We start from the raw sequence: 23,677 nt of genomic DNA on the forward strand, positions 1-23,677 counted from the left end.
TTTGCCTCAAAAAACAAAAAACACACCAATGATGGAACAATACTTGACGATAAAGGGGCAGTATCCGGATGCCTTTCTTTTTTACCGTTTAGGTGACTTTTATGAAATGTTCTATGAAGATGCGGAAAAGGCGACACAGTTGCTTGAACTGACGCTTACAAGTAGAAATCGAAATGCCGACGATCCAATCCCTATGTGTGGTGTCCCTCATCATGCGGCACAGGGGTATATCGATACATTAGTTGAAATGGGCTACAAAGTCGCAATTTGTGAGCAGGTGGAAGATCCTAAGACTACCAAGGGAATGGTCAAACGTGAAGTTGTTCAGCTGGTAACTCCCGGAACTGTTATGGAGAGTAAGGGTTTAGAAGCGAAGGACAACAACTATCTGACAGCGATCGTAGAGAGTGAAGGGCAGTATGGCTTGGCTTATGTGGACCTATCTACCGGAGAGCTGAAAAGTACGACTTTGACGGAAGAGGAGCATGTCGTGAATGAGGCGGCTGCTTTACAAACTAAGGAAATCGTTCTTGGAAGTAATGTACCGGAATCCTTGATTTTGGTCTTGGAACAACGCTTGACAGTGGTCTTTTCTGAGCAGTTTGAAGTAGAAGAGAACGCAGAGTTCAGTTTTCTGACAAGCACATTGTCACAACCCGTTGAAATCGACGTGACACAAAAGCTTCTGACTTATCTGGCAGTTACACAAAAAAGAAGTTTGGGACATATTCAACAGGCAGTGGAGTATCAGCCGAATCATTATTTGAAAATGGACTATTATTCTAAATTTAATTTGGAGCTGACTCGCTCTATCCGTTCAGGGAAAAAGCAAGGCACACTATTATGGCTGCTGGATGAAACGAAAACAGCGATGGGCGGCCGCTTATTGAAGCAGTGGCTTGATCGTCCGCTGATTCAAGAGAAGCAGATATTCAAGCGTCAGGAAATGGTTCAGTCTCTATTGAATGCTTATTTTGAACGTGTGGATCTACAGGCGGCATTTGCGAAAGTTTATGATTTAGAACGTTTAGCCGGACGAGTGGCTTTCGGTAGTATCAATGGACGAGACATGATCCAGTTGAAAACCTCTTTGGAGCAAGTGCCGATGATTCGTGAATTGATCATCGGGATCAATCAGGGGGAGTGGAATGACCTGTTGGTTGAGCTGAACCCGATTGAGGATATTGTCGAGCTGATCGATGAAGCAATCATGGAGGAAGCACCACTTCAGATCACAGAAGGAAATGTGATCAAGGACGGCTATAATGAAACGCTGGATGAATACCGTGATGCAATGCGAAATGGTAAAAAATGGTTGGCTGAATTGGAAGCACGTGAGCGTCAGGAAACTGGCATCAAGACATTGAAGGTCGGCTTTAATCGAGTGTTTGGTTACTATATTGAAGTAACCAAAGCCAATCTGGCGAACCTCGAAGAAGGAAAATATGATAGAAAACAAACCTTGGCGAATGCCGAGCGCTTTATCACACCTGAATTGAAGGAAATGGAAAAATTGATTCTTGAAGCAGAGGAAAAATCTGTCGATTTAGAGTATCAGCTGTTTTTAGAAGTACGCGAACAGGTCAAAGGCAGTATTGATCGTCTACAGCGTTTGGCAAAATCATTGAGCACGGTAGATGTTCTACAAGCCTTTGCGACAGTGAGTGAACGGTACCAATATGTCCGTCCAACCTTGAAGGCTGGAAACGGCGAGCTGCATATCAAAGAAGGACGACATCCAGTTGTGGAAAAGGTTTTGGGGCATCAAGAATATATCCCTAACAGTATTCATATGAATCCCGAAGATTTGATTCTACTGATCACTGGTCCGAATATGTCTGGTAAAAGTACCTATATGCGTCAATTGGCATTAACGGTTGTAATGGCGCAAGTTGGCTGTTTTGTTCCTGCTGAATCGGCAGAATTGCCGATCTTTGACCAAATTTTCACCCGTATTGGGGCATCAGACGATCTGATTGCCGGTCAAAGTACCTTCATGGTGGAAATGATGGAAGCCAATCAGGCATTGCGTCATGCAACGCCAAATAGCTTGGTGTTGTTTGACGAGCTGGGTCGAGGAACAGCAACCTATGATGGGATGGCACTGGCACAGGCAATCATCGAGTATATCCAGAAGAATGTTAAGGCAAAAACCTTGTTTTCAACGCATTATCATGAGCTGACTGTTTTAGACGAATCCTTGAAGGGGTTGAAAAATATCCATGTAGGAGCGGTAGAGAAAAACGGCGAGGTTGTTTTCCTGCATAAAATCATGGAGGGGCCTGCTGATAAAAGCTATGGGATTCATGTAGCGAAAATTGCCGGATTGCCGACAGAGCTTCTTGAACGAGCGGCAACGATTCTATCTGCATTAGAATCACAGGAAATCGGTCATGCGCCAATCAAAAATGAAGCGCCGATAATCAACGAGGACAGTGAACAGCTGTCTCTATTCAAGGAAGTATCAACGGATGAATTAAGCGTGATCGATACGTTGAAAAAGATGAATTTACTGGAAATGACGCCGATGGATGCGTTAAATGTTTTATATGATCTGCAAAAACGAATTTAAGTCTCCATAAGAGGAGGAAAATCGATGGGAAAAATCAAAGAACTATCCGAACAGCTGGCGAATCAGATTGCTGCCGGTGAAGTGGTTGAGCGGCCTGCATCTGTCGTCAAAGAGCTGGTAGAGAACGCAATCGATGCGGGCAGTACACAAATCGATATTTTTATTGAAGAAGCGGGCTTGAAAACCATTCAGGTTATCGACAACGGTGACGGGATCGCGAAGGATGATGTGTTGAACGCCTTTAAGCGACATGCCACCAGTAAAATTCATACTAGAGATGATTTGTTCAGGATTCGCAGTCTTGGTTTTCGTGGAGAAGCCTTACCAAGTATTACCTCTGTTTCAGAGGTGACGTTGGAGACAGCTGTCGCTGATGAAGAAGAGGGCAGCTATGTAAAGCTGATTGGCGGTAAGGTCGAAGAGCATCGTCCTGGTGCTCTTCGAAAAGGAACGAAAATCACCGTAGAGAATCTGTTTTTCAATACACCGGCTCGTCTGAAATATGTGAAAACGATTCAGACGGAGCTGGCAACAGTTGGGGATATCGTGAATCGTTTAGCACTGAGCCATCCGATGATCGCTTTTCGACTGGTTCATGATGGCAATAAAATGATGAGTACGACAGGCAGTGGTGATTTAAAGCAGACAGTTGCCGGTATCTATGGAATCAGTACCGCTAAGAAAATGCTGGAAATCAAAGCAAAGGATTTGGATTTTGAAGTCAGCGGCTTTGTTTCTTTACCAGAAGTGACCCGTGCCAGTCGTAATTACTTATCAACCATCATCAATGGGCGCTATATCAAGAATTTTATGCTGAACAAAGCAATCATCAATGGATATGGGTCAAAATTAATGGTTGGTCGTTTTCCGATTGCGGTATTAGAGGTGACAATGGACCCTCTATTAGTGGATGTGAATGTTCATCCAACGAAGCAGGAAGTTCGTCTGAGTAAAGAAAAAGAGCTGATGGCACTGATCACACAGGCAATTCAAGAGGCACTAAGTCAGGAACAGTTGATTCCAAACGCTGCAGCGAATCTTCAATTTAAGAAAAAAGTGGAAAGACAGGAAGCTGTCGAGCAGATGGAAATTCCGTTAGCAGAAGAAAAAACAGAAACCAGCACATACACCTCTGACGGCGTGCGTAAACCAGGCAGCCTGAATTATGATTCTGAAAGCGGCCGCTTCTTCGTAGCAGGAGAAAAAAATGCTGAGACAGCAGAGCGTCCGACTACAGATGACACTACCGTTGACCGCGAGGCAATGATAGTTGAAGAGAGTGCTGCGGTCGATTATTCTGCTGAGAAAGTTTTAGAGACTGAAAAGACAGCCGGTCACCCATTGGATACACAGAATATTGAAATATCAGAAACAACAGAATCCTTGCCGCAAGAGCATTTGCCTGAAGGGACTATTGAGCAGGTGCAACAACAGGAGGTAAAAGAACCATCTCCAGATTCGTTTATTGTTACTGCGGAAGAGGAAGAACGCAATCATCCTGTTTTTGATATGACAAGCAAGGATACAGTCAAAGAGCTGAATCGAACAGTGGATCGTTTGGAGCATGAGAAAAAGCCGGAACGTTTTCCCGTGCTGGAATATTTCGGTCAAATGCATGGTACATACCTTTTTGCTCAAAGCAAGGAGGGGCTTTACATCATTGACCAGCATGCGGCACAAGAACGTATCAAGTATGAATATTTCCGTGAAAAAATTGGTGAAGTATCGAATGATTTACAGGAGTTGCTTGTTCCAATCGTATTAGATTACCCAAACAGTGATGTTATCAAAATCAATGAACAAAAAGAGAAATTGGAAGGTGTCGGCATTTATCTGGAAGACTTCGGGCAAAACAGCTTTATAGTCAGAGCTCATCCGACCTGGTATCCAGGTGGCGAAGAGGAAGAAATCATTCGAGGCATGATCGATATGCTGCTGCTGACAGGACAGGTCGATGTGAAGAAATTCCGTGAAGCGACAGCGATCATGATGAGCTGTAAACGCTCGATCAAGGCCAATCACTATTTGAACGAGCAACAGGCACGAATCTTGCTAAATGATTTGGCAGAGTGTGCGAACCCGTTCAACTGTCCGCACGGTCGTCCGGTGTTGATTCATTTTACCAATTCAGATATGGAAAAAATGTTCAAGCGAATCCAAGATCCGCATTGATCAAAAGAAAGGTTGTCATAGATGGGTGTAGTATTAGCTTCCCAATCACCACGTAGGCAGGAGCTGCTGAAGCGAGTCGTGCCGTCATTTAAAATACAAGTTGCAGACATCAACGAAGAGGTGCGTCCGGGAATTACGCCAACTGAATATGTTCACGATATGGCTATGGAAAAGGCGGCCAGTATTTTTGAACAATTTCCAGAAGATCAAGTGATTGGCTGTGATACGATTGTTGTGTACGAGGACGAAATTATTGGAAAGCCGACTTCAAGAGAACATGCTTTTCAAATTTTAAAAAAGCTGAGCGGACAGACACATACAGTTTATACAGCTATTGCTGTTATGGAAGAAGGTCGTACAGTGACCACGGTTGTTCCGGCAGAAGTTGAGTTTTATCGGCTTTCTGAAAAAGAAATCGAAGACTATTTGGATACCGATGAGTACAAGGATAAAGCCGGCGCTTATGGCATCCAAGAGCAAGGGGCGCTGCTGGTGAAGGAAATCAAAGGCGATTACTACTCCATCATGGGGCTGCCGATTGCTACATTAGCCAGAATGCTCAAGCATGACTATGAACAGATATAGAGGTGAACAACTGTGAAATGCTCTGAAACAAGATCCGTACAGACACATATTATTACATTTCCTTATTTGAATTTCCATGAAACCCTATTTGGCGGTCAGTTGATGGCTTGGCTGGATGAGACAGCAGGGATATCTGCGATTCGTCTAGCAAGAGTGCCTATTGTTACAGCCTCTGTTGATCATCTGGATTTTCTAGCTCCTTTGAAAGCGGGACACTCTGTATGCATAGAAACGTTTATTTCCGGAGCTGGTCGTCGTTCCATGGAGGTTTTTGCTAAGGTGATTGGAGAGGATCTGGTTTCTGGTGAACGTTATCTTGCGGGAACCAGCTTTATGACCTTTGTTGTTCCTAAGGGGCATGAGTTGCCGATGATTGAACCTGTTACAGAAGAAGAACGATTTATTTGTGCAGGATACGAGGAACGAAGAGCTGTTAGACAACAAAAACGATCTGAAAGCTTGGATTTTGCAGCACATATCGATTTAGATACTCCCTGGAAGTAAAGTGATCTCTGAAAGGCTGTCAGGGTTTATTTTTATAGAAGGATGAAAACATAGTACTGCACGAAAAGTGATCTTTGCCAGAAACATATAGCAAAGGAATTAGAAGTAATTGTCATTTGATTAACAGGATTTATATAGATACAAGACTTCCTGCTTCTGCTTTTTGAAAAGGCGTGCTACTATAAAAATAAATACAGGGGAGTGATTCACTATGAAACCATCAGAAGATGAACTTAGGAAGAGCTTGACAGACATGGAATATGCAGTTACACAGGAAGGTGCGACTGAGCGACCATTTAGCGGGGAATATGATGATTTTTACAAAGAAGGAATCTATGTGGATGTTGTCAGTGGAGAGCCGTTATTCAGCTCTAAAGATAAATATGACGCCGGTTGCGGCTGGCCGGCATTTTCTCAGCCGATTAAAAAACGAGTAGTAAAAGAAAAAGCGGATTTCTCTCACGGCATGCATCGTGTAGAAGTTCGCAGTGAGGATGCTGACTCACATCTGGGGCACGTATTTACGGATGGGCCTCAGGATGCTGGTGGTTTGCGCTATTGCATCAATTCAGCTGCGTTGAAGTTTATTCCTGTTGAAGATCTTGAAAAAGAAGGATACGGGGAATACAAAGATTTGTTTGTTTAGTCATAAAAGCTGTAGTGGGCACCTGAATGAGGGAGGCTTATTACAGCTTTTTTAATTATCGTTAAACCCCATCAATGATTTTACGCCAGTATTCAGGACTTCTTAAACTTGTTATACTAATAATAGTATAACAAAGGGACGACGATATCCGGACAAATCGGAGGATGACAATGGAGAATGAAATGGAGCAATTTGCAAAGAAAAGTGCTACAAAGAAAAAGGGAGTATCCGCTTTATGTTTACAAGAAACCGAACAATTATTAGCTGTACTATTAGATGAACAATACAAGAATTTAATTAAAATCGTGAATGCTCCGGAATATGGAGAATGGTGCTTCTATCCTATAAAGGACAAGAACAATCTAAAGAAAACCTTTGATGATGTGGTAAGAAACACAAAGCTGAAAAGAACAGAGGGATTACCTTCAGCGTTTATTGCTATTGCAGAAAATGGAACTGGGAATTTTCTTTGTATGATGAGCGGGGAATCAAGGATTTATCATAAAAACCATGAGCATGAGGAGCCGGAGGAAATTTTTTCAAATTTAAAGGAATTTATTCAACATGCAGAGGCGTTTGAATCCTGAGTAAAAGACGAGCGTGTATAGGAAAAAAGTGAGGGGAAACGATGATAAAAAACATTAGTAACGATCCGATTGAACTAGCCGAAGCTTTGGCGTTAGTGTGGCGCACGTTTCTTGAATTTGAAGCGCCGGATTATTCTGAAGCGGGCATTCAAGAGTTCAAAGAATTTATAGCTCCGACTAATATAAGAGAAAAAATAGCAGAGGATAACCTGATATTTTGGGGATTCTATGAAGCAGATGACTTGGCTGGTATGATTGCGGTGCGGGACAACAGCCATATCTCCTTATTGTTTGTTGCTAAGGAGCATCATCGTAAAGGCATCGCACGGAAGCTATACACAACAGTGATCGATCATTGTCTGAATACTGGCTGTAACACAGTAACAGTCAATTCCTCTCCTTACGCAGTAACTGCTTATCAAAGGCTTGGATTTACAGTCTTGGATCAGGAGCAAAGTATCAATGGTATTCGCTTTATACCGATGGCACATTTATTATCGTGAGCACCTCTTCTTTATCAAAGAGTAAAATCAGCTGTGGGTAAGCATTTCGAAGAACTAGTTGAAGGAATGTACACATATCTTAAGCAAGCAGAATGCCCGAAAAATGAACAGAATATATCGAAAATCGCTGTGATTAATAACCCCATTTTTTATAGTTTTTGAATGGAATTCAAATAAAAAATAAATATTGTTATTGAATGCGTTTTACAATTAGTATATAATATAAAAAAATTGAATGAAAAATCTATGGAATGTTACCATTCGGGCATAACCTAAGTATTTCTTGAAAATTATTTTCAGGAGGTGTTTAGGTTTTTTATATTTTTTAAAGGAGGAAAAGAAGTGAAGAAGCTAAAAAAAATGAAGTGGGCAGCGGTTTTAGCAGTGACAGTATTATTTATTGGGGGATGTAATCAGCAGAAGGACGCAGGGACCGATTCTTCTGAATCAACGGTTGCAGGCTCTGAAGAAATTTCTACAACTGTCGTTCGGGAAACTGCATTTGGGAAGGTAAAAGGACTTGAGTCCGAGAAGGCATTGGTTTGGAAGGGGATTCCATATGGAGGAGATACATCGGGAGAAAACCGCTGGAAGGCGCCGACCGATCCTGAACCTTGGACAGATGAGTTGGATGCAACAGAAGCTGGCAGCTTAGCGTTACAAGCTGGTTCCGATGGTGTTGTGGGATCAGAGGATGCGTTGAATTTGGATGTTTATCGTCCGAATAATGACAAAGAAAAATTACCCGTACTTGTTTATGTGCATGGCGGTAATAACCAGACAGGGCATGCACAGGAAATTTCAGGGACATCCTTTGTAAGCACTCATGATGCGTTAGTGGTTTCTGTAAATTACCGATTGGGTGCGCTAGGGTTCAATCCATTGCCGGCACTGAAAACAGGAAGTGAAGAGGAAAATTCTGGGAATTATACGATGCTTGATCTGGCGAAATCATTAGATTGGATACGTGAAAACATCAGTAATTTTGGCGGAGATAGTGAAAATGTGACGATTGCCGGATTTTCTGCAGGTGGTCGGGATGTGATGGCTATGCTGATTTCTCCAACGTTTGAAGGGAAATTCGATAAAGCTGTCTCATTCAGCGGAGGAATGACCATTGCAGATGAGGAGAAGAGTCAGACTGTTTTTGCAGAAGCGATTGCCCCATTGGTTGTTGAGGATGGCGTAAAAGAAACGACAGAAGAGGCTGAAAAGTGGTTGTTGACTTCAGAGACGGAGGTTAAAGACTATCTTTATGATTTAGATGGGGATCGCTTGGTCAGCTTGATGGGGAATGCGGGGATTCGTATGAGTGTCTTCCCACACTTATACAACGATGGGACTGTGATTCCAGAAGACGGTTTTGATACAACCAGCTACAATTCTGTTCCGCTATTGATGCTGACAGGGGAGCAGGAATTTTCACTGTTCGGTCGCTTTGATTCGTATTTTGGTGAGTACGTTGCAGATGGTTCAATCGATACTGATAAAGAGATTTCCAATCAATACGACTTTGTGAATACGTATGGCGGGCAGCTGTATAGCCTGTTCAATTTAGAAGATTCTGCACAAAAGATGAGTGACAATTATGAAGCACCTATTTACGGTATGGAAATTCTATTTGGAGAAAATGCAGATGCTGTCAGTGAAGAAATGGCGAAGTTAGGTTCATTCCATGGTGTATTTGTCCCGTTGCTAGATACTGACAGTCAGAACTATGCTGGGCTAGTCACTGATTCTTATGAATCAGATGGGGCAAAGGAGCTTAGTGTCATGTTCCAAAACTATCTGTTTGAATTCATTAGTAACGGTGATCCGAATGGGGTTGATTTGACTGAATGGACAGAGTGGAAAAAGGATGCAGAAAAGAATATTCTATTCCTTGATGCGGATAAATCAACAGCAGCTGCTGAAATGGGCAAGAAAGAATTTGACTACGAGCAAGTGATAGAAGCAATCAAAAAAGATGATTCGATTACTGATGAACAGAAGAAAATTTTGTTAGCTGAGGTCATGAACGGACGTTGGTTCAGTCATACACTGGATGAAGAATTTGGAAATTTATCTACTTTTGATAAGTAGAACAGAGCTTATTTCTGTCTAACAACAATACAAAGAGGGTCTGAAGCAACGTCTTTTTGACGAAGGCTTCAGACCCTTTCTATGTCTACTGATAATTGATCCTAATGTGTTTGTCGATACTCCTTTGGGGAGATCCCTTGTTTCTTTTTGAAAAGAAAGCTGAAATAATTCGGATCGTTATATCCAATTTCAAAGGCGATTTCGGATAGCTTTTGATTGGTTTCCTTTAGTAAATTTTTGGCTAACCCCACTCGTTGATCCGTCAGGTATTCAATAAAGGTCTTTCCCATCGATTGAGAAAATATTGTGCTGAAGTGGGCGGGACTCAAGGACAGCTCATCTGCCACCATGTTTAATGAAATATCAGGATCTGTATAATTATTATTAATAAAGGCAACAGCATGATGAATCACACTTTGATATTTCGACATGGATGGGTGGATATTCACCTCAATCAGATAACGGATCATACTCCGCAACAGCTGGTCGTACTTTTTACTGTCAGAGGAAACACTCATCAAATCAGTCAGAGAATCTTGGGAAGGAAAGGCGACGGCAGCAGTCTGCTGTTTCTTTTTTACCAATCCGTTCAGTTCAGTCAGAATAAAGAAGCGGATCATCCGCGTACGTTCGAAGCTGCCTTGCTCCTGTGTCAGCTTTTGGATAAGGCTCTCACTGTTATCCTGCGTCAAAGCAGAAATCTCCTTTGCAAGATCCATCTTGAATGGATGGGTCGGGGAAAGCTCGCCTTCTTTCATATCATCCTCGTAGCTGATGATTTTTTCTGTTCGAAAATAACCATAGGTTCCCAACATTTCTCTGGCTTTTTCGAAGGAATCTGGAATTTCACTTAGTCGATCAACTACAGGACCAATTGCGACAGCTAGGTCATCCTGAGAAGTTTGCTCCAATTCATGAATCAAGGTATGCGCAATTTGATAGCTTTTTTCCAACACAGCTTCCTTTTTACTGTCAAAAATCAGAAACTTGATGAAGCGAGAGGAGACGCTGGAAAAGAGCAAGGTATCATCCTCGTTGAAAAGGAAATTCAAATATTCACTGAAGTGAGTATAATCTTCAAAGGCACTGTTGAACTGGTTAGTTGCTAAAAGTACGGTAAATTTTTTTCCGATGATCGACCGATGAAAGCTTTCCACTTCCTTGATAGCTGCAGAAATCGCTAATTCTCCCTTGAAAAGACCGTTTAAAAAATGGTTCTTTTTTACATCTAAAAGAAAGGCATCTGAGTTGGCTTTAGGAGCTGCCGCTTGCTTTTGTCGATCCAGCAATTCCACAACCTTGGCAATGGTGTTTTCCAGCTCACTGCTTTTGAAGGGCTTCAGCAGGTATTCGTCGGCTTGGACCTGAATGGCTCCTTTGGCATAGCTGAAATCATCAAAGCCGCTGATAAAAATGATTCGCGTCCAAGGCAAAAGCTTGCGGGCTTCTTTGGCGAAGGTCAATCCGTCCATGAATGGCATTTTGATATCTGTCAAAATAATATCTGGTTGCAGATCCAAGATCGAAGCGAGCGCCATTTCCCCATCTCCAGCCTCTCCACTGAAGGCAATCGGGTAATTCTCACTAAGTTGTACAATCTGTTTACGTAACGTGTCGCGAATCAAATGCTCGTCTTCTACAATAAAAACTTTATACATCTTTTTGTCCCTCCTGTCGTTTAGGAACGGTCACTTTGATTGTCGTTCCTTTCCGGTAGTGACTTTCGAGCGTTATCCCCGCCTCGCTGCCGTAATAGAGCAGCAATCGTTTGTTGACATTGTATAATCCGTACCCGGTACTGAAATCAGAGTCGACACCTTTTGCCAGCTCTTCTTGAATTTCATCCAATCGTTCAGGTAAAATACCAATTCCATTATCCGTGACAGTGAAAACAAGACTTTCTCCCTGCTCTTCTAAAGAGACTTGAATGAGCCCAACTCGACGGATGAACTTGATGCCATGGTAAACAGCATTTTCAACTAATGGCTGTAAAATCATTTTCAATATCTGGTAGTCACGCAGTGAATCAGGAACATCAATCTTAAATTGCAGCATCTCGCCATAACGGATCTGTAAAATAACCAGATAATCCTGAATGTGTTTGATTTCTGTGTCGACACTGATCCAGTCCTTTCCTTTACTCAGAGAGATACGGAAAAAATCGGATAAGGCAAAGGTCATTTCTTTCGCCTTCTCATAATGTTCCTGTTCGATCAAGGAAACGATGGCGTCCAGACTATTGTAGACAAAATGCGGAGTGATCTGAGCCTGAAGTACTCGTACCTCGCTTTGAGCCAGATGGTATTGCTTCAAGGCGTTTTCCTCCAACAGCTGTGTAAGATCGTCCGCCATTTTATTAAGACTTTCCGTTAAAGAAGAAAGCTCCGGTGTTTCCGGTAAAGCTAGGCGATAGCCTAGATGACCCTTTGCCAGCTCATTAGACATGTGGATCAGATCGTTCAGTGGAACCTGAATCCGCTCATTCAAGAAGCGGCGATTTTTACGAACGAAATAGATAATAGCGACAACAATCAATAGCTCTACAACACTGAGGACCATCACAGATTGAACCATCTCAGTATTTTTCTGACTGGCAAGATTGATTTCGATCCGGACGAACTCCTGCAGAATATCTGAAAGCAGCTGTGTGACAGATTCGACCTGCGTCATAACTTCTTTGTTTTTTTCATAGGAGTTTTCTTCAGACAGGTTGTTTAGAATATCTTCTTGATAGCTTTCCATGGAGTCGATGATCCTCAAGGCAACTTCAAGAATGCTCCGCTCCCCCTTTGTGCTGATATTATCCTGAATATGGGAGATATCTGTACGTAATTCATCGACAATGCTGTTCTTTGAATATTGCTTCAACGGTACTTGTCCAGTCACGACATCCCACATTTCCTCTAACACCGTATCATCTACCTTAGCGGCAATGGCACTAGCTTCCTGAATATTGGCGACTGTTCGTTGGTAAATGAACAGCTGTCTGGAATAAAGGAGGATGCTGATCAGTAAAGGAATGACAGCCAGAGCAAACATCAGTTTATTTGCCTGAGAAAAAATTTGCTGAATGCTGGGTGTTTTCTTCTTCATAAGGCCCTCCTTCAATAGTTTCTGGTAGGGATCGTATCCAGATTTGATTCAGAAAAAACAGTTTCCGGCATGTAGATTTCATGGGACAAATCTTTTCCGTCAAAATATCGATTAATGGCATTAGCAACAAACCAGCCGGCATTCGGGTTGCATTCCACCACACAGTTGACGACTCCGGCCCGGAGCTTTTTGATCATATCCTCTTGTGCATCGATCGTGACAATCACGAGATCTTTTCCTGGAATAATGTCCGTCTCTTCAAGTGCTTCAAGAGCACCATGTGTCATTTCGTCATTATGGCTGTAAAGCACGTCGATTTTAGATAGGTCATGGGTTTTGATGTATGCCTCCATTTGTTCCTTGCCCTTCATCCGGACATAATCTCCGGATAAGGTATCCACTACCTTCATGCGGGGATCACGGGAAATCGTTTCTTGAAAGCCTTCGGTCCGTAAGGTCGTCGGTGAGGTATCTGTCAGTCCGGCAAGCTCCAAAATATTGATTTCTTCTTTTGGGCTGTCAGAAAAATAGTTGGTTACATATAAACCGCCGCGATTCCCTTCTGCTTTGAAGCTGGGACCGATATGTGTGATATAGAGACTTTGATCGCTGACGCTGATATGGCGATCAACGACAATAACAGGAATTTCAGCCTGCTTGGCTTCTTTCAATATGAGCTCCCAGCCATCCTCTTGCAAAGGAGTGAATACGATCAAGTCCACCTTGTAGGCAATAAAGGTACGAATATCTTGAATTTGCCGTTCCTGACTCATGTAGCCGTTTCGATACAGTACCTGATTTTCCTTTTCCAGTTCATTCTTGATGGAGTCTGTATGTCTTTTGCGCCACTTACTTTCTGTTCCGGATTGGGAAAAGCCGATGACCAAGCTTTTCTCTTCTTCTACATCGGCAGCTGCTGTACAGGCACTTAAAAGAAACAGCAATGGAAAAAGAACAGCCAGTAATTTTTTCATAGTCCTCCCTCTTTCTATATAAAGCGTTTTCTTATCTTCATTTTACCAAATTATTGCCTGTTTAAGGTGCTGCTTTGTTGGAAACGAAAAAAAATCAAGAGAATCAAAAGAATTCCTAGAAAAGATCTTTTGTGCAGGAGCGAGCAAAAAGAATTTCCAGAAAAGATGAAAAACATTTAATGTAAGCGGTGTCTTTAAAGGCTATACTTCTGAGTGTAAAGCAATTATAAATTCTGGAGGGATAAAGATGAAAGTTGGATTTAAGAAAGCTGCGGCACTCACTGCATTGTTATTGGCTGGAGGAATGATATTAACAGCTTGTAGCGGAGGCTCTGATTCTGCAGGGAGCAGCGACAAAGGGTATGTTGGAATCGCAATGCCGACTAAATCAGCGGAACGCTGGATCGCTGACGGCAACAACATGGTCGATGAGCTTGAAAAGCTTGGGTATAAAACAGACCTTCAATATGGGGAGGATAAGGTAGAAAACCAAGTAGCTCAGATCGAGAACATGATCACGAAGGGTGTAGATACATTGGTTATCGCTTCAATTGACGGATCAGCGTTAACAGATGTTCTGGAAAAAGCTCACAATGAAGATATCAAGGTGATTGCCTACGATCGTCTACTGATGAATTCCGAGTATGTTGATTATTATGCAACCTTTGACAATTTTGGCGTAGGTGTCCTGCAGGCTTCCTATATTGAAGACAAGCTGGGCTTGAAAGACGGCGAAGGTCCGTTCAACATCGAGTTGTTTGGCGGTTCGCCGGATGATAACAATGCGCTGATCAACTTCAATGGTGTGATGTCTGTCTTCCAGCCTTATCTGGATAGCGATCAACTGAAAGTCCCTTCTGGTCAGACAAGCTTCAACCAAATCGCAACCTTGCGCTGGGATGGTTCTACGGCTCAGGCTCGGATGGATAATCTGTTAAGTGCGAATTATACCGACAAAACATTGGATGCAGTACTTTCTCCATATGATCCAATCAGTCTGGGAATCATTTCTTCTCTTAAAGGGGTAGGCTATGGTTCTACGGATAAACCATTACCAGTGATCACAGGTCAGGATGCGACCGTTGCCGGTGTGAAATCAATCATTGCCGGAGAACAGACGCAGACTATTTTTAAAGACACTCGTATTCTTGCGAAAAACACGATCGAAATGATTGAAGCCATCAACAAAGACGAAGATGTTCCTGTCAATGATACGGAAACCTATGACAACGGCGTGAAAGTCGTTCCGACGTATTTGGCAAATCCGGTTTCTGTTGATATCGACAACTACAAAGAAGAGTTGATCGATACAGATTACTACACAGAAGCTGAGTTGAAAAACTAGCATGTAAAGGTAGAGGTTGAGCCAAAAGTCAATGGGATTCGGAAGCTTTCCGAGACATCTGACTTTTGGTCGCCTTTTATTCAGAGCGCAGCACTTCTGGCACAACCTCTTAAAAAATGAAAAGAAAGGATGGGAATGATGGCAGATCATATTCTGGAAATGAAGAATATCATCAAAGAATTTTCCGGTGTCCGAGCACTCGATAATGTCAATCTTAATATCGAACGCGGTGAGATTCATGCATTATGCGGTGAAAATGGCGCGGGAAAATCGACATTGATGAACGTTCTCAGCGGATTGTATCCTTATGGAAGCTATGAGGGTGAGATCATCTATGACGGAGAACTCTGTAAATTCAAAGATTTACGTGACAGTGAAAATAAAGGAATTGTTATTATTCATCAAGAATTAGCGTTAAGTCCCTATTTATCCATAAAAGAAAATATATTTTTAGGCAATGAGCAAGCAAAGCACGGCATTATTGATTGGGATATGACAGAGAAAAAGACGGATAATTTACTAAAAACAGTTGGATTGAAGATCGATCCGAATACGTTGGTTTCACAAATTGGGGTTGGACATCAGCAGCTTGTGGAAATCGCTAAGGCCTTTTCCAAGTCTGTTCGATTACTGATTTTAGATGAACCGACTGCAGCGTTGAATGAAGAAGAAAGTGCGAATCTATTGGAGCTGATCAAAGAATTTAAAGCGCAGGGGATCACATCGATCATTATTTCCCATAAGCTGAATGAGATCGTAACGGTTGCTGACCGAATCACGATCCTGCGGGATGGTCAAACAATCGAAACGTTGGAGAACGAGGATATCAACGAGGAACGAATCATCAAAGGAATGGTTGGGCGTGATTTAACAAACCGTTATCCGGATCGACACCCAAACATCGGCGAGGTTTATTTTGAAGTGAAGGACTGGATGGTCCATCATTCGATTGATAGCAATCGTATCATGAACAACAATGTCAATATTAAGATTCGAAAGGGAGAAATCATTGGTATTGCTGGTTTGATGGGTGCGGGACGGACAGAATTCGCGATGAGTGTGTTTGGTCATTCCTATGGAAGCAACATCAGCGGAAAAGTCTATAAAGAAGGAAAAGAAATATCTGTGAAGGATGTCCCGGCAGCTATTAAAAATGGCTTATCGTATGTTTCTGAGGACCGAAAAGCATTAGGGCTGAATCTTTTAATGGATATCTGTGAGAATACAACGATTGCCAGTCTGGGGAAAATCAGCCGCAGCGGCGTCATCGATAAGGAAAAAGAAGTCTTGGCAGCAGAGAAATACCGCAAAAAAATGCGGACGAAAACCAGCTCTGTTTTCCAAAATGTCGGCAGCCTCAGTGGAGGAAATCAACAGAAGGTCGTTCTGGCAAAGTGGCTGATGACTGAGCCGGATATTCTTTTCTTAGATGAACCGACGCGAGGAATCGATGTTGGTGCGAAATATGAAATTTACACAATCATTGAAGAAATGGCGGCTTCTGGAAAAAGTATCTGTATCATTTCCTCAGAGCTGCCGGAGATACTTGGAATGTGTGATCGGATCTATACGATGAATGAAGGTCGGATCACAGGAGAAGTGATGAGAGAAGATGCCAATCAAGAGGTATTGATGAACTTGATGACCATGGAAGAAGAGGGTGTGAGCGAATATGGAAAATACAGATAAATTGGGAAAAGAGAAAAAAGGATTTAACTTAAAAGATAAAGCAATGGACATCTTCAGCCGCTATAGTATGGTAATCATTTTAGTCGTGCTGTTGATTGCGTTTCAAATAATGACAGATGGTATCTTCTGGCGACCGTTGAATATCACCAATCTGGTGTTGCAAAATAGTCATATTTTAGTTCTGGCGGCTGGCATGCTGCTGGTTGTACTGTTGGGACATGTAGATTTGTCGGTTGGTTCAGTGATGGCGTTTGTCGGTGCAATTGCCGGCATGCTGATGGTAAATAACGGAATGAATCCATGGCTGGCAGTGCCGATTTGTATCGGTATCGGTGCCCTGATTGGTGCATGGCAAGGGTTCTGGGTTGCCTATGTAGGGATTCCGGCGTTTATTGTTACTCTGTCGGGTTTGCTGATGTTCAGAGGTTTGACTCAGGTTGTTTTGGGTGGGCAGTCACTAGCGCCGTTTCCAAGCGCCTTTCAAAAAATTTCCACTGGATATCTGCCGGATATAGCGGGTGGTGAACATCTTCATTTCCTTTCGATGATCATTGGTGTAATCATTGCAGCAGTGTTGATATTGGGACAGTGGCGAACACGAGAACGTCGTAAAAAGAATTTGTTTGAAGTAGAATCCATGAATGCGTTCTTCATTAAAGCGATCTTTACTGGTATTATCGTGGTCGGCGTGACCTACATATTTGCTGCCTATCAAGGGTATCCGATCATCCTGATTATTTTGGGTGTCATCGTTTCTGTGTATGGATTCCTGACGAATAAAACGGTAGCCGGTCGTCAAATCTATGCGACAGGCGGCAACAAGAAAGCAGCCGAACTATCTGGGATCAAAACGAAAAAAATCACCTTCTGGGTGTTTGTCAATATGAGTGCGATGGCAGCTTTGGCTGGATTGATTCTTGCTGCTCGTCTAAATGCAGCAACTCCACAGGCTGGGACGTCAATGGAGCTGGATGCGATGGCAGCTGTTTACTTTGGCGGTGCGTCTACTTCCGGTGGTATCGGAACAATCATGGGTGCGATTGTCGGTGGTCTGGTCATGGGTGTACTGAATAACGGGATGTCGATTCTGGGTATCGGGGTTGACTGGCAGCAGGCGATCAAAGGCTTGATCCTGTTGCTGGCGGTTGTTCTGGATATCTACAATAAGAAGAAAAAGATTTCTTAAAGACGGAAGAAAGGACAGAGGCAATGGCTAACGAGAATGAAGCACAAAAAACGATCCTGTTGATCTGTACAGCAGGGATCACTACAGGGCTTTTGGTAAGAAATGTACAGCAGGCGGCAGATGAACAAGGTGTAGATGTTCATGTCTATTCTGCTCCGGCTATCGTTGCTGAGCAAATTATTCAGACACAGGCTGTGGATGCGTTGCTGATTGGACCGCAATCCAAATATGAAGTCAATCGATTGAAGGATTTTCTAAACTATAAAGCAGTACCTTACAAGCTGATTTCAAAAGAGGATTATGAAACCTTAGATGGAGAAGCCGTATTGAAGGAGAGCTTGCAGCTGTTGCAAGGATCGTGAGGAAAGTCAAAACGGCCTTTGTGAGAACTTCTCATTTTCAGAGAAGAGGCACGTAATTAAAAATGAAGAGTTTTGCTATTGGCTGATAGCCCCTCAGAGTTTTTATTTAACAGACTCTGCAGTCATCCAATGCTCTTAGTGGACAAAAGTTGTGAAAACGACTTTTGTTCACTTATTTTTTTATTTGCTTATTTAGGCATAAAACATAAATAAAAAACATGAACGAAATGAGACAGAAAGAAGATGGCTACAGGGTTTTAATAATTATTTAATCACAGATTGTCTAAAGCTATGCAGCTGTTTGCTTCTAAGAAAAACAATCTTTTTTCTTTCTATCGAGAAAAAATGATTGCACTGCTTCCTATTTTTTAGTATTATAAGAATATTCTAAAAATTAGAAAACAAAGAGAAAAATATGAAGCATTGGAGAGAAGAAGATGAAAAGGAATAGCGTGAAGAAATTTACCAGTATCGTTTTGTTGTCTACGCTGGTTCTAGCAGCATGTGGATCAACAGGAGGAAGCTCAGATTCATCAAGTACAAGTGGTGGTTCAGACTCAAAGAATGCTTCTGGGGAGCAATTATTTAGAGTAGTCGTTCAACAGGAAATGCCAAGTGCGGATTTGTCCTTAGCGACAGACACAATCAGCTTTTCAGCGTTGAACAATGTTTATGAAGGTCTATATCGTTTAGATGAGAACAGCAAACCTCAAGCAGCAGGAGCTGCTGAAATGGCTGAAATCAGCGACGATAATTTAACGTATACAATCAAGTTGCGTGAAGATGCAAAATGGTCGAATGGTGATCCTGTTGTTGCAGATGACTATGTTTATGGCTGGCAGCGTACAGCAAACCCTGAGACAGCGGCAGAATATGCATACCTGTTCGAATTAGTTAAAAACGGAGCAGCAGTCAGTGCCGGAGAAAAAGATGCGTCAGAATTAGGGATCAAAGCAGTGAGCGATCATGAACTGGAAATCACACTGGAAAAACCAACGCCGTATTTTGATTACCTGTTGGCATTCCCATCATTCTTCCCGCAAAAACAGTCAGTTGTGGAAGAACACGGCAAAGAATATGCAACATCAAGCGACAATGCAATCTATAACGGACCATTTACTTTAACGGACTTTGATGGACCAGGAACAGATACACAATGGTCTTACACGAAGAATGAGGAGTATTGGGACAAAGATACTGTCCAACTGGATAAGATCAATGTTGACGTGGTAAAAGAAGCACCGACATCATTGAACCTATTCCAAGATGGTCAGGCGGATGACGTGATCCTTAATGGTGAGCTGGCTCAACAAATGGCGAACGATCCAGAATTTGTCAGCCAAAAAGATGGTCGTACGGTTTACATGGAGTTGAATCAGCGTGATGCAGACTCTCCATATCATAATGAAAACCTGCGTAAAGCAATTTCTTATGCAATTGATAGAGATGCATTGGTCAACAGTATCTTAGGAGATGGCTCAATCGTTTCACAAGGTTTAGTACCTTCAGAACTTTCATTCTCTCCAACAGATAATACAGACTTCTCAGAAGAGAATAAGACTGTTCTGACTTATGATGCTGACAAAGCAAAAGAGTATTGGGAGAAAGCGAAGAAAGAATTGGGTATCGAAACATTTGATATGGATATCGTGCATGATGATACCGATTCAACGAAGAAATTGACGGAATATATTCAAGGCGCATTGAATGACACATTAGATGGTATCAATGTAACGGTAACACCTGTACCATTCTCTGTACGTTTGGATAGAGGGAACAGCGGGAACTTCGAAGCAATCATGGGCGGCTGGGGTGCCGACTATGCTGATCCAAGCAGCTTCCTGGACCTGTTTGTAACAGGAAACTCATATAACAGAGGACGTTACTCTAATAAAGAATACGACAAGCTGATCGAAGCTTCCAACACAACTCATGCAGCTGATCCTGAAGCTCGTTGGGATGACATGGTTGCAGCTGAGAAGCTATTGATGGATGACATGGGTGTGATTCCTATGTACCAAAAATCAGAAGCACATATGCGCAGTTCAAAAGTCAAAGGTGTAGTTGCTCACGCAGCTGGTGCACAATATGACTACAAATGGACGTACATTGAAGAATAATTGAAATGCCAATGGTTCTTTCAATGATTAAGTGAGTGCAGTGTTATATTCTTTCGATAGATGTCAACTCAGCTTTGGAGAGTGGTTTTACAGAAGTTATTCTCGTAGAAGTTGGGGAGTTTACAATAGTAAAGTTGCGGTATTTAGGTATAAACTTTGCTCAATTGTATTTAAGGACTGGGAATGTTGGCAATATGGCTGATGTTCCTAGTCCTTTATTTTCATACTCTAAAGAATTGCTAAGAAAACTGATGTTCGTACGTTAGAAGCTATTGCTTTGCCTCTCTTTATGATAAACTATAGACAATTCAGGTATGAAAAGCAGCGATGATTTTTTCAATAATTCTGCGAAAATATCTAGTAAAAGACAAAGAGGAGACAGCATGTACGAGTATATCATTGGAACAATTACATATATCAGCCCTTACTATATCGTTTTAGAAACAAATGGTATTGGGTATCAAATTTCTGTCGGTAATCCTTACCGATATTCGGGAAAGACGGAAGCAGTTATGGTGTATCTGCATCAAGTGATTCGCGAGGACGCACATGTACTTTACGGCTTTGGCGATCTGGAAGAAAAGCAATTATTTTTGAAATTGATCAGTGTTTCCGGCATCGGTCCTAAGAGTGCGTTGGCAATCATGGCCTCAGAAGATCACGGTGGGCTAATCAACGCAATCGAAAGCGAAGATGCGGCTTATCTGACGAAATTCCCGGGAGTTGGGAAGAAAACGGCACAACAGATGGTTCTTGACCTGAAAGGGAAATTAGGGGATCTTGAACGTTCGGAATCCGCGGTAGCGGCAATGGCACAATCAGTACCATCAAGTAATAATCAAGCGTTGACAGAGGCCCTGGAAGCACTAGGAGCATTGGGGTACAGTGACAAAGAAATCAAGAAAGTCACGCCGAAGCTGGAAGAACTGGAACCGGCACAGACGGATGAATATTTACGAACAGCCTTGAAGCTGATGATGAAGCGCTAAAGGAGGAGGCAGACAAATGAACAACGAAGAAGAGCGTCTGCTTTCAGCAGAAGGGAACGAGCAGGAAGAGATTTTGGAAGTCTCCTTGCGTCCCAAATTATTGAAGCACTACATTGGTCAGCATAAAGTAAAGCAGGAATTGAGCATCTATATTGAAGCGGCGAAGAGACGGCAGGAATCATTGGATCATACACTACTTTATGGACCACCGGGACTTGGGAAAACGACCATGGCAATGGTCATCGCTAATGAAATGGCAGTGAATATTCGTACCACCAGCGGGCCGGCTATTGAGCGACCTGGTGATTTGGTTGCAATCTTGAATGAGTTGGAGCCGGGAGATGTTCTATTTATCGATGAAGTTCATCGCTTGCCTCGAGTGGTGGAAGAGATGCTGTATTCAGCGATGGAGGATTTCTTTGTAGATATCATGGTAGGTCAAGGAACAACGGCACATCCAGTTCATTTCCCTTTACCGCCATTTACCCTAATTGGTGCAACAACTAGAGCAGGGATGCTTTCAGCCCCTTTACGGGATCGCTTTGGGATCGTGTCTCACATGGAATACTATGAAGATCAGGATCTTAAGGAAATCGTTCTTCGTTCAGCAGATATCTTTCAAACAGAAATTGTAGAAGAAGGAGCTTTTGAAATCGCCAGACGTTCACGTGGGACGCCGCGAATCGCTAATCGGCTGTTGAAACGGGTAAGAGACTTTGCACAGGTACAGTCAGATGGCGTAATCAATAAGTCTGTTGCCGATCAAGCGCTGACATTACTACAGGTGGATAATCAAGGGCTGGATTATGTTGATCAGAAGCTGCTGCGAACGTTGATTGAGCTATATGGAGGCGGTCCGGTTGGATTAAGTACGCTATCTGTCAATATCGGAGAAGAGACTGAAACAGTAGAGGATATGTATGAGCCTTATTTGATCCAGAGAGGCTTTATCAAACGGACTCCTCGAGGCAGGATCGCGACGGCAAGAGCCTATGAGCATTTCAACTTCCCTTACTTTGATCGAGAATGATTCTATCATAATTCATAAAAAACATATGTTATTTGATTGGAAAATGGCAGGTTTATTACAAAAATGTTAAGTAGTCTTTTAAATCTGATGATGGCTTCATGACGTTTGCATAAAAATTGCTAATTTATACGTAAATTGCCAGATAGCTGTTGCTTAATGTTTGTGAATAGAGATACAATAAAGAAAAAAGGGAACAGGGGAGGATAGTTATGGATATAAAAGCCGAGTTAGGGAAGAAAGTCAGATTGCTTAGAGAAAAGAAGGGTTTGACTAGAGAAGATTTCTGTGACGATGAACTTGAACTGACAGTAAGACAGTTAACGAGAATCGAAGCGGGACAGTCTCTACCGACATTGCCTAAATTGACATTTATTTCACAACGCCTAGCCATACCGATCCATCACTTGATTGATGAAGAACATATTGAATTGCCGAAACGATATCTACAGTTGAAGTATAAGTTATATAAAGTAGCTACTTATAACGAAGAGGAAAGATTGACTCTAAGAGAAAAATATTTTGATGAAATTTATGAGAACTACTATGATAATTTACCAGAAGAAGAACAATTAGCGATTGATGTGCAACAAGCAACGATGGATGTTCATCTGGCAGAAAATGCTGATTTCGGTGAAGGGATTCTTAGCGATTACTTTTCTCAAATTATTAATAAAACTGAGTATTCTATTAACGACCTATTAATTATCGAACTATATTTTCACTGTATTCATTTTAAAGATTATGATGAAGAATTGTTTATGTCTCTGTTCAATAAAGTAATAGAGCAGATAGACTATTCTGTAGATATTGAATTATTTTTACTCAATAAACTTTTGTTGATAGCTATTAGCGTTTTTATGGAATACGATAACTATAATAAATTGATAGACGCTGTCAAGGTTTCAAATGTTATCATGCAGATAAGTCAAGATTTTCAAAAGAAGCCAGCTATTGATATGTGTGAAGGGAAATATTGGCTTTTCTCTCAAAAAGATGTAGAAAAAGCAAAACAGAAATATGTAGATGGAGCACAATGTGCTAAGTTGTTCGGAGATTCATTTTTAAGTGGAAAGATTTTAGAAGAATGGGAAATTGATTTGGAAAAATTCAAAAACGACTATCAGAATTAAGAGAAAATCTGGACTTAAAATAGTCTGGATTTTTTTTACAGGACATTTATGTCCTGTTGAATAATCTAGTAATTATCTATACTGTACTCATGTTAAATAAACCTATGA

At 41.9% G+C, this 23,677-nt stretch carries 19 protein-coding genes; 16 read left to right on the plus strand and 3 right to left on the minus strand.

The annotated features are described in order from the left end of the window. Position 1: 1 nt before the first annotated feature. From mutS to I6N96_RS17090, 8 genes are all read left to right on the plus strand, one after another. The gene (gene mutS, locus I6N96_RS17055) at positions 2 to 2,572 is read left to right on the plus strand and encodes a DNA mismatch repair protein MutS (protein WP_209558779.1); all 2,571 of its coding nucleotides are present in this window, start codon (positions 2 to 4) and stop codon (positions 2,570 to 2,572) included. A gap of 24 nt (positions 2,573 to 2,596) precedes the next feature. After that, positions 2,597 to 4,744 carry a DNA mismatch repair endonuclease MutL gene (mutL, locus tag I6N96_RS17060; protein ID WP_209558780.1) on the plus strand — a complete coding sequence of 716 codons (2,148 nt, stop codon included), beginning with the start codon at positions 2,597 to 2,599 and terminating at the stop codon, positions 4,742 to 4,744. 21 nt (positions 4,745 to 4,765) lie between these two features. Beyond that, a complete protein-coding gene (locus I6N96_RS17065; RefSeq protein ID WP_209558781.1) occupies positions 4,766 to 5,329 on the plus strand; it encodes a Maf family protein in 564 nt (187 codons plus the stop codon). Between the two features lie 12 nt (positions 5,330 to 5,341). Beyond that, complete coding sequence (locus I6N96_RS17070; RefSeq protein ID WP_209558782.1) at positions 5,342 to 5,833, plus strand: acyl-CoA thioesterase; 492 nt, start codon at positions 5,342 to 5,344, stop codon at positions 5,831 to 5,833. A gap of 211 nt (positions 5,834 to 6,044) precedes the next feature. Further along, positions 6,045 to 6,479, plus strand: a complete 435-nt coding sequence (gene msrB, locus I6N96_RS17075) for a peptide-methionine (R)-S-oxide reductase MsrB (RefSeq protein ID WP_209558783.1) — start codon at positions 6,045 to 6,047, stop codon at positions 6,477 to 6,479. 170 nt (positions 6,480 to 6,649) lie between these two features. After that, positions 6,650 to 7,066 carry an SMI1/KNR4 family protein gene (locus I6N96_RS17080; protein WP_209558784.1) on the plus strand — a complete coding sequence of 139 codons (417 nt, stop codon included), beginning with the start codon at positions 6,650 to 6,652 and terminating at the stop codon, positions 7,064 to 7,066. 41 nt (positions 7,067 to 7,107) lie between these two features. Next, positions 7,108 to 7,569 (plus strand): GNAT family N-acetyltransferase, encoded by a 462-nt coding sequence (locus I6N96_RS17085; protein ID WP_209558785.1) that lies wholly within the window; start codon positions 7,108 to 7,110, stop codon positions 7,567 to 7,569. Positions 7,570 to 7,911: 342 nt separating this feature from the next. Further along, positions 7,912 to 9,651, plus strand: a complete 1,740-nt coding sequence (locus I6N96_RS17090; RefSeq protein WP_347339095.1) for a carboxylesterase family protein — start codon at positions 7,912 to 7,914, stop codon at positions 9,649 to 9,651. Between the two features lie 101 nt (positions 9,652 to 9,752). Here the strand turns inward: I6N96_RS17090 and I6N96_RS17095 are convergent, their stop codons facing one another. The 3 genes from I6N96_RS17095 to I6N96_RS17105 are packed head-to-tail and all read right to left on the minus strand — an operon-like array spanning position 9,753 to position 13,718. After that, on the minus strand, positions 9,753 to 11,309 hold the full coding sequence (locus tag I6N96_RS17095; protein WP_209558786.1) for a response regulator transcription factor: 1,557 nt from the start codon (positions 11,307 to 11,309) through the stop codon (positions 9,753 to 9,755). Further along, entirely contained in the window at positions 11,302 to 12,744 is a 1,443-nt protein-coding gene (locus tag I6N96_RS17100; RefSeq protein WP_209558787.1) for a sensor histidine kinase, read from the minus strand. The genes I6N96_RS17095 and I6N96_RS17100 overlap by 8 nt, the downstream gene beginning before the upstream one ends. 11 nt (positions 12,745 to 12,755) lie before the next feature. Further along, positions 12,756 to 13,718, minus strand: a complete 963-nt coding sequence (locus I6N96_RS17105) for an ABC transporter substrate-binding protein (protein ID WP_209558788.1) — start codon at positions 13,716 to 13,718, stop codon at positions 12,756 to 12,758. A gap of 304 nt (positions 13,719 to 14,022) precedes the next feature. On the opposite strand from I6N96_RS17105, the gene chvE reads away from it, so the two are divergent. From chvE to I6N96_RS17145, 8 genes are all read left to right on the plus strand, one after another. Next, positions 14,023 to 15,063 carry a multiple monosaccharide ABC transporter substrate-binding protein gene (chvE, locus tag I6N96_RS17110; RefSeq protein WP_430650174.1) on the plus strand — a complete coding sequence of 347 codons (1,041 nt, stop codon included), beginning with the start codon at positions 14,023 to 14,025 and terminating at the stop codon, positions 15,061 to 15,063. A gap of 138 nt (positions 15,064 to 15,201) precedes the next feature. Then, on the plus strand, positions 15,202 to 16,752 hold the full coding sequence (gene mmsA / locus I6N96_RS17115; protein ID WP_209558790.1) for a multiple monosaccharide ABC transporter ATP-binding protein: 1,551 nt from the start codon (positions 15,202 to 15,204) through the stop codon (positions 16,750 to 16,752). After that, the gene (gene mmsB, locus I6N96_RS17120) at positions 16,736 to 17,938 is read left to right on the plus strand and encodes a multiple monosaccharide ABC transporter permease (RefSeq protein ID WP_209558791.1); all 1,203 of its coding nucleotides are present in this window, start codon (positions 16,736 to 16,738) and stop codon (positions 17,936 to 17,938) included. The genes mmsA and mmsB overlap by 17 nt, the downstream gene beginning before the upstream one ends. Positions 17,939 to 17,961: 23 nt before the next feature. Continuing rightward, positions 17,962 to 18,300, plus strand: coding sequence for a PTS sugar transporter subunit IIB (locus I6N96_RS17125; RefSeq protein WP_209558792.1), 339 nt, complete (start codon positions 17,962 to 17,964; stop codon positions 18,298 to 18,300). A 437-nt stretch (positions 18,301 to 18,737) separates the two neighbouring features. Further along, entirely contained in the window at positions 18,738 to 20,420 is a 1,683-nt protein-coding gene (locus I6N96_RS17130) for a peptide ABC transporter substrate-binding protein (RefSeq protein ID WP_209558793.1), read from the plus strand. 383 nt (positions 20,421 to 20,803) lie between these two features. Then, positions 20,804 to 21,409 (plus strand): Holliday junction branch migration protein RuvA, encoded by a 606-nt coding sequence (gene ruvA / locus I6N96_RS17135; protein WP_209558794.1) that lies wholly within the window; start codon positions 20,804 to 20,806, stop codon positions 21,407 to 21,409. A gap of 16 nt (positions 21,410 to 21,425) precedes the next feature. Then, positions 21,426 to 22,439 carry a Holliday junction branch migration DNA helicase RuvB gene (gene ruvB / locus I6N96_RS17140; RefSeq protein ID WP_209558795.1) on the plus strand — a complete coding sequence of 338 codons (1,014 nt, stop codon included), beginning with the start codon at positions 21,426 to 21,428 and terminating at the stop codon, positions 22,437 to 22,439. Between the two features lie 209 nt (positions 22,440 to 22,648). After that, complete coding sequence (locus tag I6N96_RS17145) at positions 22,649 to 23,569, plus strand: helix-turn-helix domain-containing protein (RefSeq protein ID WP_209558796.1); 921 nt, start codon at positions 22,649 to 22,651, stop codon at positions 23,567 to 23,569. Positions 23,570 to 23,677 lie beyond the last annotated feature (108 nt).

Origin of the sequence: Enterococcus larvae, from assembly GCF_017830045.1 — a bacterium.
GTDB lineage: Bacteria > Bacillota > Bacilli > Lactobacillales > Enterococcaceae > Enterococcus_L > Enterococcus_L larvae.

Bases quoted from the DNA above. Each gene is read 5' to 3' on its own strand.
- I6N96_RS17065 (WP_209558781.1), top strand. From the start codon at position 4,766: ATGGGTGTAGTATTAGCTTCCCAATCACCACGTAGGCAGGAGCTGCTG.
- I6N96_RS17105 (WP_209558788.1), bottom strand. From the start codon at position 13,718: ATGAAAAAATTACTGGCTGTTCTTTTTCCATTGCTGTTTCTTTTAAGT.
- chvE (WP_430650174.1), top strand. From the start codon at position 14,023: ATGATATTAACAGCTTGTAGCGGAGGCTCTGATTCTGCAGGGAGCAGC.
- mmsA (WP_209558790.1), top strand. From the start codon at position 15,202: ATGGCAGATCATATTCTGGAAATGAAGAATATCATCAAAGAATTTTCC.
- mutL (WP_209558780.1), top strand. From the start codon at position 2,597: ATGGGAAAAATCAAAGAACTATCCGAACAGCTGGCGAATCAGATTGCT.
- ruvA (WP_209558794.1), top strand. From the start codon at position 20,804: ATGTACGAGTATATCATTGGAACAATTACATATATCAGCCCTTACTAT.
- I6N96_RS17085 (WP_209558785.1), top strand. From the start codon at position 7,108: ATGATAAAAAACATTAGTAACGATCCGATTGAACTAGCCGAAGCTTTG.
- ruvB (WP_209558795.1), top strand. From the start codon at position 21,426: ATGAACAACGAAGAAGAGCGTCTGCTTTCAGCAGAAGGGAACGAGCAG.
- I6N96_RS17080 (WP_209558784.1), top strand. From the start codon at position 6,650: ATGGAGAATGAAATGGAGCAATTTGCAAAGAAAAGTGCTACAAAGAAA.
- I6N96_RS17145 (WP_209558796.1), top strand. From the start codon at position 22,649: ATGGATATAAAAGCCGAGTTAGGGAAGAAAGTCAGATTGCTTAGAGAA.
- mmsB (WP_209558791.1), top strand. From the start codon at position 16,736: ATGGAAAATACAGATAAATTGGGAAAAGAGAAAAAAGGATTTAACTTA.
- I6N96_RS17100 (WP_209558787.1), bottom strand. From the start codon at position 12,744: ATGAAGAAGAAAACACCCAGCATTCAGCAAATTTTTTCTCAGGCAAAT.
- I6N96_RS17095 (WP_209558786.1), bottom strand. From the start codon at position 11,309: ATGTATAAAGTTTTTATTGTAGAAGACGAGCATTTGATTCGCGACACG.
- msrB (WP_209558783.1), top strand. From the start codon at position 6,045: ATGAAACCATCAGAAGATGAACTTAGGAAGAGCTTGACAGACATGGAA.
- I6N96_RS17130 (WP_209558793.1), top strand. From the start codon at position 18,738: ATGAAAAGGAATAGCGTGAAGAAATTTACCAGTATCGTTTTGTTGTCT.
- I6N96_RS17125 (WP_209558792.1), top strand. From the start codon at position 17,962: ATGGCTAACGAGAATGAAGCACAAAAAACGATCCTGTTGATCTGTACA.